Below are 19,303 nucleotides of genomic sequence, written 5' to 3' on the forward strand. Positions count from 1 at the left end.
ATAAAAATGGAAAAGAATAAAAAGAAAAATAGAAAGAAGCTAATTTTAGCTTCAATATTAGGTATGGGAGTAGCTGGTGCTATTATCATACCACCGCTCCTTATGAAACATTGTTCTCAAATTAAGCAAATTGAAAGTGATAAAAAACAAATTCTAAATCTTAATATTGAAATAACTAATTTAGAAAATGCGGTTGATAATTTAAAAGCACAGTTAAGAGATAAAGAAGAACAAATTGCTTCTTTAAAAGATCAATTAGAAGCTGAAAGAAACAAACTTATCAAAGCAAGAGCTAAATTACTTATTTTAGTTGGAAGCGAAGACGAGAATTTTGATTTTGGTGCTAATGGTGAAAACGCATTAAACGGTTCCCTTGTTAATGAATTAAGAAGAGATATTGCCGAAAAAGAAGAAACTATTCGCTTGTTAGAAATAGATTTAGCAGAATTACGTGATGCTTATAGTGAATTAGAAAGAGAATTAGAAGAAAAAGAACAGCAAAACCTTATGCTTCTTAATAAAATTGAAGACCTTATAGCAGAAAATAATCACAAGATTGCTATGCTAAATATGGAAATTTCATTTTTAGAAGGTGAAAATGATAAAAAAGACCAAATTATTGCTGAAAAAGAGCAGGAGATTGCTAATCTAAATAATCATATTGTGGATTTAAACAATACTATTACTGAAAGAGAAAATACAATCAAAGAAAACGAAAAGCAAATAAGCACTCTTACAAAGCAAAGAGATATTGATAAAAAGGCGTTACTTAATTCTTTATTGGAATACCGCAAAGCAATCAAAGAGCTTGTTGCTTTAACAAATTCTATTAAAGAGAAAAACACAAACTTTGTCGATAATTTATTTACTGACTATAATGATTTATTAGAAGAAGAAAATAGTGATTTAGCAAAAATTATTAGTCTTAAAGTTAATCAAGGTGATTACACAAGACTTTTAAATGGTGAAACTCTTACTATTAATGATAATAAGCAAATTTCATTAAACTCTACTTATGATAATTTCGATACTCTTGAAGCTAAATATGAAATTCCTTATGATAAGTTCTTAAATTTAAGCGACGAACATTACAAAGAATTTTTCTTTAATGACGATAATCTAATTAAAGAAAACTATGACGAACAAATTACATTGCTTAATCTTTTAAAAGATAAAGCAAATTCTAATGCTACTGTTCTTAATGATAGCTTATTCAAAATGTTAGAACTTAACAAGGAAAGAAATACCGAGCTTGTTAAATATATTAACCGGTTAATTGACCAAATCGAAAAACTCACAGGAGAAAGAATTAGTCCTTTAAAAGACTTTGGATCTAATGGTGAAAATGCTACTGGTGGAGTAATTCAAACACTTAAAAATCAAATTGCTAATTTAGAAGATAGATTTAACAAAGCAAAGCAAAAACTTAATGAATATGTTGGAAGCGAAGACGAGAATTTTGAAGCAGGCGAAAATGGTGAAAACGCATTAGCTAACTCATTGGTTGAAAGATTAAGAAGAGAAATAAATGATAAACAAACTATCATTTCACAAAAAGAAACTGAAATTAGAGAAAAAGATGCTGCTCTAAAACAAAAAGAACAAGAAATTTCTAATTTACAAACTCAAAATCAAGGACTTAACCAAGATTTAGAAAACAAGAAACAAGAAATTTCAAGACTTGAAACAACTAAAACTCAAAATGAAGCAAGAATTAGCGAATTAGAAACTCAAAAAGCTAATTTAGAGCGTGAAAATGTTGAAAAAGACCAGAGTATAGCAACTTTAACAAGAGAAAAGCAGGAAGCTCTTGCGTTAGCGGAAGAATACAAACAAAAATATGAACGTGAAAGGGGGAATTCTGCTTCTAGTTCAACTGAATTAACTAACTATGAAGATAAGCTTTATGAATTAACAGGAAGCAGAAATTGGTGATTTGATGTAGGAACAAATGGAGAAAATGCGCTTGCTGGTTCGTTAATTTATAGACTAAATCAAGACATTAAAGACAAAGATGCTGAAATTAAAAAATTAAATGGTTTGATTATAGGGAAAGAAACTGCTAATGACGAGTATAAATTGAAATATGAAGCACTTAATGTTAAGAGTGTTGGACAAATAACTAATACTTTTAACACAGATACTGTTTTCTTTAAAGCTGGTCACGAATGAGATACTGTTAAGTCACAATTCCAAAAATTTAATAGAACTAATGAAGAAAGTTATAAAAACAACGCGCTTGCTTTTGATATGTATTTTGAAAATGAACGTCATTTTAACTTTCAAGATATTTATGAAGCATATAGAAAAGAAAACAGAAAACAAGAAAAAGACACATACTTTCAATATTTTGTTTTAAACCCTAGGGACTTAGGTGGTTATTTAGGAGCAACAATAGGTATTGACCAGTGAGAAGCTTCAAGGTCTTACGCTTTGGACAATATTGATTATTCTTATGAAAGCTATCCAGGTGAAGCGAGAAGAAACATAGAAGATTATCACGACGAAAAAATCAACTCTATTATGTCTAAATCTCTTTTATTTAAATCAAGAATAAGTTTTAATCAAAGTTGAGAAAGTAGAAATTCAAATTTCTTATGTAATTTCAATAACGAAAAGAAAACACTAACTTATTCAAGTCTTCAATCAAAGGTTTATGATTACAATAGAACTGCTAATGAAATCACTAAAAAATATACAATAAGACAACTTATTAGAATTCCAAAATCAAACGATGACCACGCTTTTACTTTTAGAGAAAGCGTTATCGAAATTCAATGAAAACCTAAAATTGAAATTTCTCGAAGCGGTAATGATATTGTGTTTGAATTTTATGTTGTTCCATTAAGTATGACCACAAAATCAGGTGACGATAATTTAGTTAAGTTTGGTTTTTATCTTGCTGGTCAAAACGGTATTAGGAATTACCCTGTATATTCTTATACCGAAAGTTGAATGAGAGCAACAAATAAAAATATTGGAACAATTTCTTCTGCTGACGATGTTAGTTCATATTTAGGTAGTGTTTTCTTACACGATAAAATAGCCGTTCCAAATGAATTTATAGATTACGGAGAAGCAATTCCTAGTTCAATGACTTTACAACTTAATTAAAACTCACTATAAAACTTGACTTGTTATGTATAAATTGTTATAATTTTAATATATTAAAATTATAAAATAAGGAATGTATTATGAAAAAGTGAAAATGAATTTTACCCTTAACATCGTTAGTTTTAGTATCTTCTTTATCTACTGGAATATATTTTGCAGTAAAAAAACATCAAGAGCAAAAACAAAAAGAAGAAAAAGTAAGACAAGAAACTATTAAAGAGCGTGAAAAAATATTTTTGGCCGCTTTTAATAAATATCAAGAAATAAAAAATAAAGACATTATGAGCGAAATTAAAGCAAAAATCATAATTCCTTTTAATAGTAAAATTCAAGAAAAAGTTGAAAGCTTTTGAGAAGAAAATTATGCTAAACTCCAAAACAAAGAATTAAGAGATTTTTACTTAAAATGAAAAAATAAACTTTTGGAAGAATTTACTTTAAGAACAAATTATGAAAAAGAAACTTTATCATTTTCTTGAAATAACTATAACTTAAAGATGTTACAAAGTCTTTTTGAAAAGATAGATAACAGTTCTACAACTTTAAAAGAAAAATTAATACGTGAGAACGCAGAAAAATCTCTTATAAACCCTTACTTGATTAACTCTGCTATTCCTTTATTTATGGAAATAAATTTTAATTCTTATTTTTATAAACCTGGTCAAAATCATTTTATAGATTATTCAAATGATTTAAACTTAAAAAAACGCAATATATCTATTGAGACAAATAATCGAAGCGAATGAATTAGTCCTAAAAAACAAGAATTAACTATTTTATATCAAGAATTCAACAGTGCTTTTGAAGAGTTTAAAAAAGATGCTTGAATTGTTGCTAATCAAGAAGATTTAGTTGATACAAGCAGCTGAAACTTGGAGCAAATTCCACTTTTTTATGAATACGATAATTATGAAAGAATTCAATTTATTTACAAAAAATTAAGATACTTATCATTAATTGAAATGAATAAAGAAAGCACAATCGAAGATAATAAACTAACAGAAGAAGAAAGACGTATTCTTTATACTAAAATTAACGCAAAGAAACAAAAATATTTATCTTTACTTAAAAGCATTTTAGGAAGCATTGTATCTAAAAAATGAGATTTAGAAAAAACCGTTAAAGCAATCGCTAAATATTTAATAATTAAAACTGATTATAAAATAAACGGAATATATGGTATGACTTTTCTAAGTTTAGAAGACGAAATAGCACATTTCATTTGCCAAGCTTATAGTGAATTTACTTATATGGGACTTAATTTACTTGGTTATAAAAATGTTGGTTTTGAAACTCGTTATTACGATAAAAAAACAAAAGAATTAGTTCCACACGTTAATAACACTTATTTAATTGACGGAAAAACTTTTGTTATAGATGTTACTTTTGCTGATAAATATTACACTAACGAACTAAATGAACCCGTTTCATTAAGCACAATAGTATCAATTAATAACAAAATTAATGAAGAAATCAATAAAGCTGTTTTAGTTCTTGTTAATGATTATCTAAATACATATTCAATGTATATTGGTAAATCATATGAAGATAACACCGAAATTTACATTTCATAACATATTTAAGATTTAACATTTGTTTGAAGAAACATTAAAAACTTAAACTTACCACAGCATAAGCATTTTGTTCAAAATATACCTTATTTTTGATAAGGTCTTTTGAACATATTAACTCTTATATATTAAGCTTAAAAACTAACACAAGCAAAGGAGTAAATATGGAAAAGAAAAAAGCAAGAGCATCACCCTTGCTTTAATGGTATGTTTGAAAATTAAAACTTAAACTTACCACAGCATAAGCATTTTGTTCAAAATATACCTTATTTATTATATAAGGTTTTTGAACACATTCCAAACAAAAACAACATTTATATCGTTCTTAATTTAGTAGAAAATGAAAAGAAAACCCTTAACTTATTTATAGCAAGTAAATAAGTTTTATTCTTTTGGTTTTCTATAATAATTCTTAACAAATTTTAATAACAATTAATAAAAGAAATTTTAGGGGGTAATCATTATTAAAAGAAAGAATAATAAGGTAATAATTACTTTTTCAACAAGTCCTAAAATTAGAGACGAAATATCTAAATATATCTTTGATAAAGCAGATATTTACTCTCGTTCCGAAATCATTAATCAAGCAATTATTAAGTTCATTTCGAAAAAATAATGAAATGAAAATACTTAAAGTCAATTGCTTTTTTACCAGTTATTTTGCTTTCAAGCTCTTGTTCAACTAATTATCTTGTGAAAGATAATAATAAAGCCGTTAAAAAGACACAAAAAATCAACTTTTATACAAATAACATAGACGATACGATAGCAACCTTTCATAATATTCAGTATCTTGATAACACTAACTTTATAAATGCTTTTGAAAAAGAAGAAACTAATAATGATTACTACTTTTATAATCAAAAGACATTAGACGATTTTAATCAGCAAAAACTTATCAGTCCTTTCAAACTTACAAAGAGCATTCGTGATTATTTTGATTTTGATAAGACGAACATTGACTTTGAGCTTTGGAAAGATAAGTTATGAGAATTTAAAGTTAAAACAACTGAATTTTTAAGTGTATGAAGAAACGAAGAGATTGATAGAAATTTACCGTTTGATAAAATAGGAAGATTATTTGGTCAAATGTTCTTCTGTATTGGTCCAGCAAAGTTAAAGTCTTTCAATTTTACTCTCCTTGAACAAATCACTCATAATTACATTCAAAATTTAAACTCCTTTTATAAAACTAATTTTGTCTCATTAAATGATTTTCCTAAAAATACTCCTTATTTTCAAAGTGTCCTTTTTTATCTCTCCTTATTAAACGACCAACTTTTATATTTAGAAGCAGATAACCATACTTTCTTATTTTTATCAAATGAAACAGAAATTGATAGTTTTGAGTATATTAGCTACAATCAAATCGTTTTATACCTTAAAAGAATTTATTTTGAAATTGTCTATACATTTGATTATTTACACATCATAAACAAGCTTTTAACTAACTTTTATAGTCCAAACCTTGATACAGAACAAGATGTTATAAGAGCAAAAGAAATGCCGAGAGATTTAGGTATCTTTTTCTTGTTCATAAACAACAAAAGGAACTTGCTAATTTCTATGAAAATTGAAGAGAAAAACTTTATAAAGTGATTGATCCAAATTACTTTTTTGGTTATGTTTTCAATTTAGATAGCAAGGAAAAACTAATTAGCATTGATATTGATAAAAATGCTATCGGTATTGAAGATACTTACAATTCACTTGATTTTATCAATTGAATATACAAGCTTGAAAACAGCAATTTAACAAAAATCTTTGAAATGATTTTAGAACAAACAGATTATCAAAAAACGACTTTTTGAGAAAAGATTATTACTAATCACAATCGAAAATACGAGTTATTAAAACTATATTTAGAAATGAATTTTGAAGAAAATACTAACAATAATTCATTTTGAAAATTTAAACAAAAATTTATTGAAAGTCTTCAATTAGACTATCACTGACGACTTGAAGACGGAAAGGAATTATAAAAATGAATAATTCAGCCGCAGGGAGCAACACACTAACAAAAGCAGCGGAAATAATAAGTGGTCAAAGCAGCGACCTTAAAGGTGCGCTTAATATCTTATTTACATCTGTTGGTTTAATTGTGCTTGTTGGACTTGGTATATTCTTTATCATTATGTATTTTGTAAAGCAAGTAGGTTTAAAAGGCGATAATGCCGACCAACACAAAGTTGAAGCAGCGAAAAAGAACTTAAAAAATGGTTTATTATGTTTATTTTTAGCAATTTGTTGGGTTTCACTATTACAAATAATATTTAATTTAGCATAAGGGACAAAATGATTTTTGACGGTATATTCTATTTTATTTTTCAAGCATTTTGAACTCCGGTTCGCTTATGTCTTTTGTTTTTCCATTGAATACAAGAAATATTTATTGGTGTTTCTAATGAACTACCTTTTTATGTATTATTTGGTGTTAAAAGCGAAAATTTATTAAGTGGTGGAGTTTCTGTTCCACCGCTTTTTCTTCGCTTTATCTTCACAAGCTTTATCTTGCTTTTTATCTTTTTAATATTTCAAGCAATTAAGGGTTATAAAAAAGAAAACCCTGAACCTTTTGTTAATATGTGAAAGAATGCTTTCAAACATTACTTATTCTTTCTTTTCTTTATTTGAATATTAGCATTATTTATGTTTGGTCTAAAATGACTTATTTTAGTAATGTATGACGGTGATACGCTCGCAATTGACCAAGAGATATTTAAAGCAATCAAACCAGAAGAAATAGACGATAGCTACTGAGAAAATGTAATTGAAAATGGTTACTCGATCGATTTTGATACATATACATTAATTAAAAGCGGAACATCACTTATTCTCGTTTCTTATATTGGTGTTATTGTTCCAACTATTCTTTTTGCTTTTACTTTGCTTTCAGTTATCATAAAATGTTTTGAAATTCTTTATATGTTCATATTAAGTCCTTGAATTCACGCTTATTCTATTATTGATAATGGTAAAGTAATGAAAAAATGGTGAGCAATGTTCTTCTCGAAATTTATGACCATTATCTTATACCCTGTTGTAATACAAATTTATGTCTTTTTCATTAATAGGACTTTGTCTTATTGAGATACAAATGACGGCGGAACAATTTCACATACATTTATGAAAATCATAATTTTAATTGCTGCTACTTTATCAATCAATGGTGCTGGAATTATAACAACTGCTTTCTTTGGTGATAATCTTTCAGCACGCGAAGGAATTCAACAAATTTCTCAAATTAGACAATTAGGAGCAGCAACAATGGGAGCTGGAGCTCTTGCTTACGGAATAGCTAAAAAAACTGGTGTTGGTGTATTGAAAGCTAAAAGCGGAGTTGGAATGGCCGCGCGTGGTGGAGCAAATTTAGTGCGAAACTTTGGTTCTGTCTCGCAAGGAGTTAAAGGAGCATTTAGTAAATTTAGTGAAGCAAGTAAAAATATTCAATCATTAGATATGAATAAAAATATGGAATGGCCGCAAGATTACATAAAGAAAGTGGAAGAAGATTATTTAAAGATTTAAAACAAACTTTCTCAACTCCATTTAAAGACGCTAACCAAAAATTCGCAAAAAGACAAGAAACATCAAGCAAACTACTCGACAAACTTAACCAAATGAAAGACAACTTAAAAAATTAAGGAGCATAAATGAAACATACAAATAAAGATTTAACAAAGATATCTACCGAAGTTAAGTTCGGTTTATCATTTAAAGAATTTTTCTGTTTTCTATTAGTTAGTTGCTTTATTTTCTTTTTTTGAAGCTTAACCTTAAAAAGTTTTTCACCTAAAATTAAGTTTGCTTTCATTTTTGGTTCAATAATTATTTCAACTTTCTTTTTCATACCATTTAATGGTATAAGAAGCTATAAATGATTGTATAAAGCGCTTGTCTTTCTCTTTTCGAAAAGAAAATACAAAAAGCAAGAGCTTAATCAATTAATTCCCTACAAGAATATCATTAATGATAATGTTTTAATTTATACGAAAGCAATCTTAATAAATATATAAAGATTGTTAAGTTTCAAGGTTTTGATATTTGAACACAAAATGAAATTGATATTACCAAAAAGCTTGAAGAACTTAATTTGCTTTCGAGAATATCAATACTGATTTTGAAATCATTAAAACAAATGAGAAAAACGATTTAAGTATTAACTTACAACATTTAGAAGAAACAATTGACGCAAAAAATGATTGAAACAAAACACAAATTGATTATTTTGAAAATTTAGTAAAAGATATTAATTATGAAAACGAAAATATTCAAAAAGAAAATTACTATGTTGTTTTAAAAGCAATGGACTTACAAAATTTAGAAACTGAAACAACAAACCTTACCAGAAACTTATATAACATCGGTATCAATAATAATGTTCTAAATAAGTTAGAAATTATTGATTTGCTTGGCGTTTTAAATAACTATGAAATCAACTTTGAGATTTTAGAAAAATTTCTTAAACAAGAAAGTGAAAACCTTGCTATTAACCAAAAGGTTAAACAAAAAACACAAACACAATTTACCTTTTGAGAAAGCATTAAGTGTCTTTGAATTAATCTTTCCAAAGAAAAAGACTTAAAGCTTTAAACTTAAACGCAATAACAAAATACGAAGATTTAATCTTATACCAAGAAGCTAACATTAAGCTTTCATTTTGAAAAATTCTTAAAAACAAATTTAATAAAACAAAACTAAAAGAATTACAAATTGAAATTGATGTGATAAGAAAAGCAGCAAAAAACAAAGCTTTATCACAAACAAAAGAAACTAAAAAGGTAATTACACTTAATGAAATTTATTATCAAGAAGAGTTTGAAATCAAAAAAAATATATCAAATATAAAGACGGTGATTATCAAACATTCTTATCTTTAAAAAGCTTACCATTTAATTTGAATTATGGGTATTTAAATGCTTTTCTAACAAATTACGGAAACACCTTTTTTAAATTCGAAAAAATGAATGATAAAAAGACTGACGATGTAATTAATTATGCTCTCAAAAAGACAATGGAAATTGAAATTAATAAAAAAGCAACCATTAATCGTATGAATGATACATACGTTAATACACTCCAAGAAATTTTAGATAATGTTGTTGAAAAAGGTAAAAACTTATATACATTCAATTGTTATGTTGAAATCAAAGCAAAAAGCTTACAAGAGCTAAAAAGCAAAGTAAGAGAAATCAAAGTTTTGCTCGCAACAACAAAATCAAATTAGATGTTCCTACCTTTAACATCAACGAAGCATTTTTATCAAACAAATTATGTAAAAACTTTTTCAAAGACAACAATAAAACTGTTTTTGTTGAAAATATCATTCAAGGGTGAGCATTTTTACAAAACTCATTTAATGATTACAACAATTTATTTGTGGGTAAAGGTATTAATGGTGAATATATTTTCTTTGATAGATTTAAGAAAACACAAGACAGAACAAATGCTAATATGTTTATCACTGGAACAAGTGGAGCGGGTAAAAGTACTTTTGCTGAAAAAATGATATTAAATGATATCGCTAATAATAGAGATGTAATTGTATTAGATTTACAACAAGAGTATAAGCAAAATGGACTAATGCTTGGAGCAACAATTTTAGATTTTACAAGCAAAAAACAACCCACTTTCAATTAACGTTTTACAAGTAAGAGATGTTTTTGAAGCTGAAAAATCACACAACTATTCAAATAATCTTACAAAGATTAATCGACATATTGACTATTTAGAGAAATTTTTCCGTTTAGTTTTTAAAGAAGAGATTTCTCAAAGTTTAATAAGCTACCTTAAAAAAGCACTTGGTCAGTTATATAAAGAAAATGGTTATTTTGACGATAATGTTGATTTAAGCAAAATTCCTAACGATAAATGAATAACAATTAGTGATTTAATTAAGAAACTTGAAAATTATACTTTTGAGACAAAGTGAGAAAAAGCAAATTTTGAAGAACAAATCAAATTACTCTCACATCAATTAAAACTTTATTTTGAAACTCAAAATGTATTATCAACATTATTTAATAACCACACAAACTTTGATATTAATAGTCAATATACAATCTTTGACTTACACAACATAATCAACACAAGCGAAAGTGGTGAAAGTTATAACGACCAAATTATTCTTTTTGTTTTACTTAACTTTTTACAAGACAAAATTGCTAAAAACAGAGAAAACAAAAAGCAAATGAGCTTATTTATTGGTGAAGCACACTTTTTCGTAAAAAGCAAAAATCAAATTCTTTTTGATTTCTTATTCTTCACAATTAAGACAGCAAGAAAGTATGGACTTTCTGTTGTAATGGACACACAAAATTTAAGTGATTTTTACCGTGAGAAAGACAATGCGAATGCTTTACTTTCTAACTGTGATTACTCGCTCTTTTTAAGACAAAAAAGTAGTGAGATTGAAGATATTAACGAAAAGCTATTTAGCACAAATAAAGTTTTAACTCAAACAGAACAAGACTTTTTAGAAAGAGCAAGTGTTGGTCAAGGTATTTTAAATATTGGAGCTAATTTAAGATATATTGTAAAGCTTCATTACAATGACTATGAACAAGAATTATTATTCAAAAGTAAAGGAGATTATATTTAATATGAGCAAAAAAGACGAAAGTATTAAAAGTCTTTCGGTTAAGTTATCGAACTTAACTGAAACAGAACAAGTTTTATTAACAAAGTGAATTGAAAATTTAAAAGCTCAAAAAAAGAGCGTGAATGGTGAATTACAGAAGATTTTATTTCAATATTTAACCGAGAACAATTCACAAGAACTTTTTAAAGAGTTTCAAACAAGTATTTTCTATGCTTTTAGAAAGAGCATTTTCGCAAGTTTAAGTCCTTATCATTCAAATATAAAGTATTGAATAAATCTTCAAAACATTGAACTTGAAGCTATCAATAAGAAGCTTGATATTATACTCAATTTACTTGCTTTAAGTGGTAATTTAAACTTAAATAGTCCAAAAGAAGAATACACCAGAGAGCTTGATTATTTCATTCGATTAAGAAATGAGAAAATAACAAAGCTTATGACTGATAAACAAGAAGAAGACGATAGTAATAAGCAAGTATTAAAAACGTTTGAAAACTTTCAAAAAGTCGCATTTGATACAGACAAAGATATAGCAGAACGTATTAAAAAAGCAAAGGAGAAATAATTAAATGAAACTTAAAGATACCATTTTTATTTCTCTTGCTCCATTAATAACAATACCAACTAGCGTAGCAATATCTTCTGCTATCAATAATTCAAATGAAACAAACACTCGCATTTTGACCTTTCATAACTTACCAAATGAATTTTATGATTTAATTAAAAACACTCAAATCAAGCGAAATATTGCGCTTGATAGAGACGAATTGCTTTTAGCTAAATACGAAACCAAAGCTATTCCACTTGATACAAAAAGCATTAGTATTTACTATGATGCTGGTTTCGAAAACACTGTAAGGTTTTTAGATAATATTGCTGATAGAGACGGTCGTAGAATTGAAATTACATATGACGAAAATATAGATTTTAATAGCGAAGAAGCTAATAAAATTAAAAACCGAATATGTTCTATAAGAAATTAGACATTAAAAGAACTGCCTTTTCATATGCTTTAATTGAGAAAAAAACTAATGCTGAAAAGTATATGAATACGGTGCTTCAAGACTATAAATATATAGTGAGACAACTTGCTTTTGAGAATGTTAAAATAAATGAAAAACAAGCAGAAGCGTTATTATCAAGTGAAGCAATCATTTCGCCGAAAATTAATCACGATAGCTATTATGGTTGAGAAAATGGAGTAGCAAAACATATTAACCATTTAGGACTGTATGATAGTGTTATTCCACTTCATTTTGAAAATAGAAAATATAGTAAAAGTTCGTTGAATAGCAGTGGAATTCAAAACATTTTATTAGAAAAAGCAAAGTCTAAAATTGCTGATAATGAAGATATTTTGATAAATGAAACCAAAATAGAAAAAGATTATCAAGTAGTCGTAAAAGCTTTCATTTTAAGTGATAATGAAAACAAAAACCAAAGAGATTGATTACCATATGCTCCTAATATGATAATTAATAATAACAGACAATTAAGAGATAATTTTATCTTATGAGAAGACAACTTAAAATTGAATGTTGAAATTTATGCTCCACAAACAAATTACGTTGTTATCAATAATGATAATGCTAAAATTTCTCAAATTGTTTCTAACTATGAGAAAGCTTTCTTAAAAGCACAAAATGAACTGAAAAACACACAAACATTAAACATTGTAAGTGAAAGAATTGGTGATAGAACTTTATATTCATTAGAAAACCAAAGCTTACTTAATCAAAAAATCAATGAGATTAATAAGAAGCTAATGGAATACAATTTTTTCATTGAATATAAAGTGATTGACGAAGATAAAATTGACCTTTATCTTTCTAATAAAACCAATTCTTTAATTAATAAGTCTTATAAAATTGCTTCTAATTACCCTGTGAAAATTTCACCAAGTGTAAGAGCAATTGATAAGGAAATCAAAAATAGACTAATTATCAAAGCTAATAAATGAGTTGATTTTAAAACAAATACAACTGAATTAGTCGATGATGTTCCTGTGCTTTTAGAACCACAAGCTAAAAAAGGTGAAAAAAGCTTTTATGGTGGTAAATGACTTTACCACTCGCCAGCAAGTGTTGATTTTACAACAATTGACGAAAGCGAAATTCTTTTAATTAACGGCAAAAGAATTGAGGTGCTTGATAGACATTTTAGCGAAATTTTATCGAATGAAAGCTTGATTATTGATAATTCTTCCAAAGAAGAAGAAAACAAAATCAAGAGCTATGAAATCAAAATTCTCAAATACGAAAAGAATTCAGGTAATGTTGATAGTAAGCTCGAATACGAATATAAAATAGACCTTTTAATCAACTCAAACGCTTTAAGTATTGATTATAAATTTTATGCTTGAAACCCGGAAGAAAACCCTGACCAAAAGAAACTTATTGAAGAATATAAAAAGATGCTAATGGTAATTTACTAAAAGACGAGCAAGGTAGAAAAATCAAAAATGAATTTTATGATCCTGAAATTGATAAAAGTACTGGAACTAAAAAGCAGCTTGTATGAGTTGATGTTTCTTCAAATACAGAGCTTTTAGCTAATGACGAATATACACAAAAAAGTCATTTACCTTATGGAACTAAAACCCTTTTACTAAAAAATGGTAATCAAATCATTCAAGGATTTTTAGCGGAAGCTTCTGTATTAGGAAGCGGAGCATTACAAATTCTTAATGGTGAGACTAAAAATGGTCAATATCGTGTTTTTAAACTTAATCAAAACAACTTATCATATAACGACGAAATTTCATATGAACGCTTTGAAAATGGTCAAAAATACAAAGATTTACCATTAAATACAAGCGAAAATAGTTATTTTAGTGATAGTGGTCTCTACCTTTTTACAGCACACGCTTCTTCAAGTATTGATAACTATAAATTAGTTTTAATTGATAAAAATCTTAATGCTCAAAAAACTAAATTTATTGAAACTATTAATGGTTTAACAAGAGTTCAAAGCTTTTGAGAAACTCCTGTTGGTAATGAATTTTTAAATTATTTAGAGCTTAAACATAATATAGGAAGCGAAAGAGCTAAAAAAATGAGCTATGAAATGGTTTTACAATATTTTGTTTTATTTACTAACTACATTTACAAAATTCAATACTACACACAAAAGAACGTTAAATATATTTCACCATTTTTCAAAAATGTTCCAAGGGTGTATTCTTATGAAACATTCAAGAATAAATATATTCTTGCTGAAAATGGTTTTAATAAGTTCTTTAATGAATATAGCGGTGATTTTAAGTATAAAGAGCTAATCAATATTAGCGATATGAGAATTTCACAAGACAGAAGAAATTTGATTATTAATGTAAGCTTAAAGTACAACCCGAATACTAATATTTTTGGTTATGAACTTGTACAAAGTGAAATTACAATTCCTGTTTCATTTATTGATAATGATGTTCCTGAAATTTTTGCTAAACAAGTTAGCTTTGAGCTAAATCAATCCAAAATTGAAGACATTTTATTAAATTCTAACCCTGAAAATTGAAACAGTTTAATTGTAAATTATGACTGATTAAAAGATATTAGTTTGGAAGATTACCAAAAAGCTTCTTGATTTTTAGAATGAGAAAAAGTTGGAAGCAAAGATTTTAAAATCAAGATTTTAGGTGCTGCTAAAAGTGAATTTGAAAGCGAAATCCAAATTGTTCCTAAAATTAAAGTGTTTGACTTAAATTTAGAAAAAAGAGCAATTAATCTTGAAGAAGACCAATGAGAGATGCGTTTAAAAAACACAAAATCAATCTTGCTGGCCTTACCGAAAATGACCAAATCACAAAGTTTATTAAAAAGGAAATCCAAGAAACTTTAAGTGATTTAGCTTCTATTTATGATTATGAGCTTACAAATTTAAATGATATTTTACCTTATCTTTCTAACATTAATTTAGCAAGTGATGTTCCACTCTTTTACAAAGTTTTAAACATCAAAAGGAAATAGATAGCAAAGTATTTAAAATAGCTATTTATAATTATGTTGCTCATAAATACAATAAGCAATTTGATTTAAGTGAAATTAAAATAGATTTATTATTACTTAATACAAATGATAAGGAGCTAATTTCAAAGACAATTTGAGATAAAGTTCAAGAAATTAGCAACCAAAGAAACATCTCTATAAGCGATTTAAGACTAATAAACTTGGAAGATGTTTTAAGACACTTAATCGCAAAAAACAATAAAGTAAGCTTAATAATTGGTTCAAATCACTATCAACTAATTAACAATTTTAAGCTGGAAATTCAAAATAATTACAAATTTGACTTAAAAATCAATGAAACAAAATTAAATGAAAGAACAGCAATTGACTTAACTAAAATATCAATTCCTGCTCTAAATTTGAATAACAAACGAGAATTTAAAGACATTCAAAACGAAATAATTCTTTATGTTTCTAATTACTTTGCTTCATTTAATTTGTTTTGAAACTATGATTATTACATTGAAAATATTAATAACCCGCTCTTTTTAAAAGGTCTTGTGAATGATTTAGAGAATACAATTAATATCAAAATTAAGTCATTAAACAAGAAATCTAATGGTGAAACAAGCTTAATTGTTAATAATACTTTAACAGAATTATTAACCGAAAAAGAGCAAGAAAAATGAAACAAAATCATTGAAGAATTCACTAACAAAGTAATAGGTGAAGCTAAAAAAGAACCAGATTATAACCCTGAAACAAGCATTACAGATGTTTTAAACAATAATACAGAGATAGCAAATAAAGTTGATAAAGACGGAATAAATCTAATCTCAAATGACGATTTAGTGAAGATTTTAGATAACAATATCATTAATCTTAATGATTTTAAAGTCCCTTTATTAAGAACATATTATGATAATTCTGTTGATTTAGCAAATGCTATTTGAGACCATATCAATCAAAATTTAACTGTTAAATTTACAGTTAATGAATATGAATTTAATCAAGCATTAAAGCAATTACTTATTCCAAGTAGAGAAAACAAGACACAATTAATTATTCGTGGTCTTTATGGTTTTAGTAGTGGTGTAATACCTTTTGAAATCATAAATACAACCACTGAAAATGCTTCTTATGATAATGCGATTTCAATAAAAAACGATAATAATATTATCAATATTATTGAAGAAGAAAATAAAATTCAAAAGCAAAAAGCAGCAAGAAATAAGAAAATTTGACTTGGTTTAACTGGTGGAACAGCACTACTTGGTTTAATTTCGGCAGGGTTTATAGTTTGAATTAGACGTTTTAGAAACAAACTCAAATAGAAAAAGAAGCAACAAATTCTGTTGCTTTTTTCTATTAATTATTGAAAAAATGAACAATATTTTTAATAATTTTTTTTATTTTTAGAGCTTTTAACAGCAAATCATATTAATATAAAAGTATAGTGATAAATTCTTTTTTGATTATAAAATGGAGTTAAATTATGGACAAATCTATTAGCTTATTAGCAATGTGTATTCAAGAATGAAATGAAAAAGAATATAAATTTAGAACCATAAAAAGGAAATTAGAACACCCTGATTGATGTCTTAAAAAGGTTAAAACAAGAAAGATTATTGATATTGACGGTAAGGAATATCAATATAACCTTGGAGTTTATTATGTGCGTTATTTTGACGAAAATGGTAAGGAAAAGAGACGTGAATTTACTTACTATCATAATGAATATTTAGCTCAAATGAAACGCAGTAAATACTCTCTTGAAATCAAAAAGATTGCTTATGAAATTAGGAAAAATGGTGGTAAAAGACCTGAATTTTTGCCTAAATCAACATTTTTATATTGAAGCTGAATGACTAAAAAGAATATTGAACTTAAAACAGATTTAGACGAGAAAATCAAACAAAGTTTAAAATCGTCATTCAATAAATTGAAAAAATTTGAGATTAAACCTGAACATAATAACATTCTTTTTGTTGAAATTGACGATACATATAAGAGAATTCAATACAAGAAAATGAACAAAAAATTTATGTGTAGAATGATGACCTTTAATCTTTTTAATAGCAAAACAGGAAAATATGAAGCATTAAATAATGTTCAAATTTACTTTGAACAAGACAAAAGATTAACCAAATATGACGAAAAGAACAAACTTATCGAGCTTACAAATTACATCAAAAATACATATTATGATAGCAAAATGAAAGTTTGTGTGAAAGGAGATGGAGCATATAATATCAAGAATTTAGCAAAGAATTTTGACTATTATATACTTGATAAATTTCACGTTTTGAAATATGTAAAAGACACATTTACTCTCAAAAAATACATTCAAAACAAAGATTTAAAAGAGCTAAATGCTCAATTTTATCAAATCAAAAGTCCAACATTTTGAAAGAATGCGATTAATTATTACAGCATAAATGACTGAGATAATTTGTACTTAAAGCTCAAAAAATGATTTGATAATTTTGAATTTAAGACAAATTTTAAGAAGCAATTTGAGAAATTTTTGAATTATTTGAACAATAATAAACGAGCAATTTTTGGAATTTTAGACGGTATAGAGAGAACATCACATACAGAAAGTTACATTCGCAATTTCTTTAAAATTTACCTTGATAAACGTAACGCTTCTTATGGTTTTGAGACTATGACTGAACTTGTAAAAAATAACTTTAATTATGAAAATGGGCTGCTTCAAATTTTTTAAATCAAAATTGTCGTTGGAAGATTTTTGGAAAATTGACCTTTTTCTTATATACGTAGTATATATTTTTGATTTTTGAACAAGTTTTGGAAAAATTTTGGAAAAAATGACCACTTTTTAAAGAGCGTTGGAAAAACTGCTTTTCAAAAAATAAAAAAATAGTATTTATTACATAAATACTAAATTGCTAATTTTGGGTATCGTTAGATGCTTTTTCCAAAATGTTATCTTGTGCTTAAAAGCATGTGCGGGTGAGCACGTGCGCGCTTAACACAGTTTCCACAAATTCAAAGAAAATTTTTTAGGAATGGAAAGATTTTGCGAGAAATTCGTAAAGTCATTTTTGTCGTGAAAAAAATGATTTATTTTTGAAAATTTGTCTGGCGATGTGTTAGAATTTAAGTGAAAGGCAAGTTAAATTCTTGCTAATACCTTAATGGACTTGACGCCAGTTGGCCTAAATTGTCCGCTCACATTTCTAATATATTTTTTCCCTTTGATATCATATCTAATTATTTCATCAATTAAAAAAGAATCTTTTAAATATTCAACATATTTATTTAAAGTGTGTGCTGATATATCTGATTTATGCACACTTTTAAAGGTATTACTCAATTTTTGTAAATTAGTAAGACAACCAATATTAGAAGCAAGCACATCGGTTAGTTGGTTAATTTCTAATGTATTGACTAATTTATTTCTTTCCAGAATATCTTTTATGTATGTTTCGTTAAAAAGTCTTCTTAAATACTCTCTCTTGTCATAATCATCTTCCATTTTATTAACAAGAGGTATTCCTCCATATAAAAAGTATTCTTCTCAAACTTTTTCAATTTGATTATGGTGTTGTTCGTTTTCTCAAACTTCTTTAAAAGACAATGGAAATAAATGAACAACATCTCCTCTCCCTCTTAATGCTGTTTCTATATCTTTTGAAAGAAATTTAGAGTTGCTACCGGTCACATAGATATCATATTTGTCGTTTCCTAAAAGCTCATTCAAAACTGCGGGAAAATCACTTAATAATTGAATTTCATCAACAAGAATAAAATAGTTACCTTCTTTTTCGGTTTTTGAATATACAAATTTTAAAAATTCTTCTGGTTCTTGATATTTTAAATTGCTAAAAAAATCTAATTTAATTTCAATTATTTGTTCTGATTTAATATTATTTGATAGCAAATAATTTTTAAATAATTTAAAAACAAGATATGATTTCCCGGATCTTCTAATACCAGTTACTATTTTGATTAAATTATTGTTTATTTTTGAAATTAATTGATTTATATATTTCTCTCTTTTAAAAACATGATCTTTCATATTTTTTCCTTTTCTTATATCCACAAGT

At 26.6% G+C, this 19,303-nt stretch carries 20 protein-coding genes; 18 read left to right on the plus strand and 2 right to left on the minus strand.

The annotated features are described in order from the left end of the window. Positions 1 to 6 precede the first annotated feature (6 nt). The 7 genes from EXC46_RS01725 to EXC46_RS03730 all read left to right on the plus strand — a co-directional run bounded on the left by EXC46_RS01725 (position 7) and on the right by EXC46_RS03730 (position 8,329). Complete coding sequence (locus EXC46_RS01725) at positions 7 to 3,114, plus strand: coiled-coil domain-containing protein (RefSeq protein ID WP_129622133.1); 3,108 nt, start codon at positions 7 to 9, stop codon at positions 3,112 to 3,114. Between the two features lie 80 nt (positions 3,115 to 3,194). Further along, entirely contained in the window at positions 3,195 to 4,688 is a 1,494-nt protein-coding gene (locus EXC46_RS01730) for a hypothetical protein (RefSeq protein ID WP_129622134.1), read from the plus strand. 612 nt (positions 4,689 to 5,300) lie between these two features. Continuing rightward, on the plus strand, positions 5,301 to 6,323 hold the full coding sequence (locus EXC46_RS01735) for a hypothetical protein (protein WP_129622135.1): 1,023 nt from the start codon (positions 5,301 to 5,303) through the stop codon (positions 6,321 to 6,323). Next, positions 6,281 to 6,667, plus strand: coding sequence for a hypothetical protein (locus EXC46_RS01740; protein ID WP_129622136.1), 387 nt, complete (start codon positions 6,281 to 6,283; stop codon positions 6,665 to 6,667). Before EXC46_RS01735 ends, EXC46_RS01740 begins: the two co-directional genes overlap by 43 nt. Positions 6,668 to 6,669: 2 nt before the next feature. Beyond that, positions 6,670 to 6,972 (plus strand): hypothetical protein, encoded by a 303-nt coding sequence (locus tag EXC46_RS01745; RefSeq protein ID WP_129622137.1) that lies wholly within the window; start codon positions 6,670 to 6,672, stop codon positions 6,970 to 6,972. An 8-nt stretch (positions 6,973 to 6,980) separates the two neighbouring features. Beyond that, positions 6,981 to 8,213: an Mbov_0396 family ICE element transmembrane protein gene (locus EXC46_RS01750; protein WP_129622138.1), complete on the plus strand. Its 1,233-nt coding sequence runs from the start codon at positions 6,981 to 6,983 to the stop codon at positions 8,211 to 8,213. After that, on the plus strand, positions 8,162 to 8,329 hold the full coding sequence (locus EXC46_RS03730; RefSeq protein ID WP_165005588.1) for a hypothetical protein: 168 nt from the start codon (positions 8,162 to 8,164) through the stop codon (positions 8,327 to 8,329). Before EXC46_RS01750 ends, EXC46_RS03730 begins: the two co-directional genes overlap by 52 nt. On the opposite strand, the gene EXC46_RS01755 is transcribed toward EXC46_RS03730, so the two are convergent. Beyond that, positions 8,326 to 8,535, minus strand: coding sequence for a hypothetical protein (locus EXC46_RS01755; RefSeq protein ID WP_129622139.1), 210 nt, complete (start codon positions 8,533 to 8,535; stop codon positions 8,326 to 8,328). The two genes, EXC46_RS03730 and EXC46_RS01755, sit on opposite strands and share 4 nt — an antisense overlap. 455 nt (positions 8,536 to 8,990) lie before the next feature. Here EXC46_RS01755 and EXC46_RS01760 point away from each other — a divergent pair, with 455 nt between their 5' ends. The 11 genes from EXC46_RS01760 (at position 8,991) to EXC46_RS01805 (ending at position 17,958) form a co-directional block, all read left to right on the plus strand. Next, positions 8,991 to 9,278, plus strand: a complete 288-nt coding sequence (locus EXC46_RS01760) for a hypothetical protein (protein ID WP_129622140.1) — start codon at positions 8,991 to 8,993, stop codon at positions 9,276 to 9,278. Between the two features lie 131 nt (positions 9,279 to 9,409). Next, entirely contained in the window at positions 9,410 to 9,565 is a 156-nt protein-coding gene (locus EXC46_RS03735; protein WP_165005591.1) for a hypothetical protein, read from the plus strand. A gap of 83 nt (positions 9,566 to 9,648) precedes the next feature. Continuing rightward, a complete protein-coding gene (locus EXC46_RS01765) occupies positions 9,649 to 9,912 on the plus strand; it encodes a hypothetical protein (RefSeq protein WP_129622141.1) in 264 nt (87 codons plus the stop codon). Next, positions 9,819 to 10,325, plus strand: coding sequence for a TraG/VirB4 family ATPase (locus EXC46_RS01770; protein ID WP_129622142.1), 507 nt, complete (start codon positions 9,819 to 9,821; stop codon positions 10,323 to 10,325). The genes EXC46_RS01765 and EXC46_RS01770 overlap by 94 nt, the downstream gene beginning before the upstream one ends. A gap of 550 nt (positions 10,326 to 10,875) precedes the next feature. Then, positions 10,876 to 11,286, plus strand: a complete 411-nt coding sequence (locus EXC46_RS01775; protein ID WP_129622143.1) for a TraM recognition domain-containing protein — start codon at positions 10,876 to 10,878, stop codon at positions 11,284 to 11,286. Between the two features lies 1 nt (position 11,287). Further along, complete coding sequence (locus EXC46_RS01780) at positions 11,288 to 11,851, plus strand: Mbov_0398 family ICE element protein (RefSeq protein WP_129622144.1); 564 nt, start codon at positions 11,288 to 11,290, stop codon at positions 11,849 to 11,851. 4 nt (positions 11,852 to 11,855) lie between these two features. Then, positions 11,856 to 12,269, plus strand: a complete 414-nt coding sequence (locus EXC46_RS01785; RefSeq protein WP_129622145.1) for a hypothetical protein — start codon at positions 11,856 to 11,858, stop codon at positions 12,267 to 12,269. After that, on the plus strand, positions 12,251 to 13,720 hold the full coding sequence (locus EXC46_RS01790) for an Mbov_0399 family ICE element protein (RefSeq protein WP_129622146.1): 1,470 nt from the start codon (positions 12,251 to 12,253) through the stop codon (positions 13,718 to 13,720). The genes EXC46_RS01785 and EXC46_RS01790 overlap by 19 nt, the downstream gene beginning before the upstream one ends. Positions 13,721 to 13,740: 20 nt before the next feature. Beyond that, positions 13,741 to 15,123 carry an Mbov_0399 family ICE element protein gene (locus EXC46_RS03805; protein WP_408634005.1) on the plus strand — a complete coding sequence of 461 codons (1,383 nt, stop codon included), beginning with the start codon at positions 13,741 to 13,743 and terminating at the stop codon, positions 15,121 to 15,123. Between the two features lie 328 nt (positions 15,124 to 15,451). Further along, positions 15,452 to 16,564, plus strand: a complete 1,113-nt coding sequence (locus tag EXC46_RS01800) for a hypothetical protein (protein ID WP_129622148.1) — start codon at positions 15,452 to 15,454, stop codon at positions 16,562 to 16,564. Positions 16,565 to 16,725: 161 nt separating this feature from the next. Next, positions 16,726 to 17,958 (plus strand): Mbov_0401 family ICE element transposase-like protein, encoded by a 1,233-nt coding sequence (locus EXC46_RS01805; RefSeq protein ID WP_129622149.1) that lies wholly within the window; start codon positions 16,726 to 16,728, stop codon positions 17,956 to 17,958. Between the two features lie 411 nt (positions 17,959 to 18,369). On the opposite strand, the gene EXC46_RS01810 is transcribed toward EXC46_RS01805, so the two are convergent. Beyond that, positions 18,370 to 19,275 (minus strand): ATP-binding protein, encoded by a 906-nt coding sequence (locus EXC46_RS01810; protein WP_084262940.1) that lies wholly within the window; start codon positions 19,273 to 19,275, stop codon positions 18,370 to 18,372. Positions 19,276 to 19,303: the final 28 nt, after the last annotated feature.

The organism is Mycoplasmopsis glycophila, assembly GCF_900660605.1.
Taxonomy (GTDB): Bacteria; Bacillota_I; Bacilli_A; order Mycoplasmatales; family Metamycoplasmataceae; genus Mycoplasmopsis; species Mycoplasmopsis glycophila.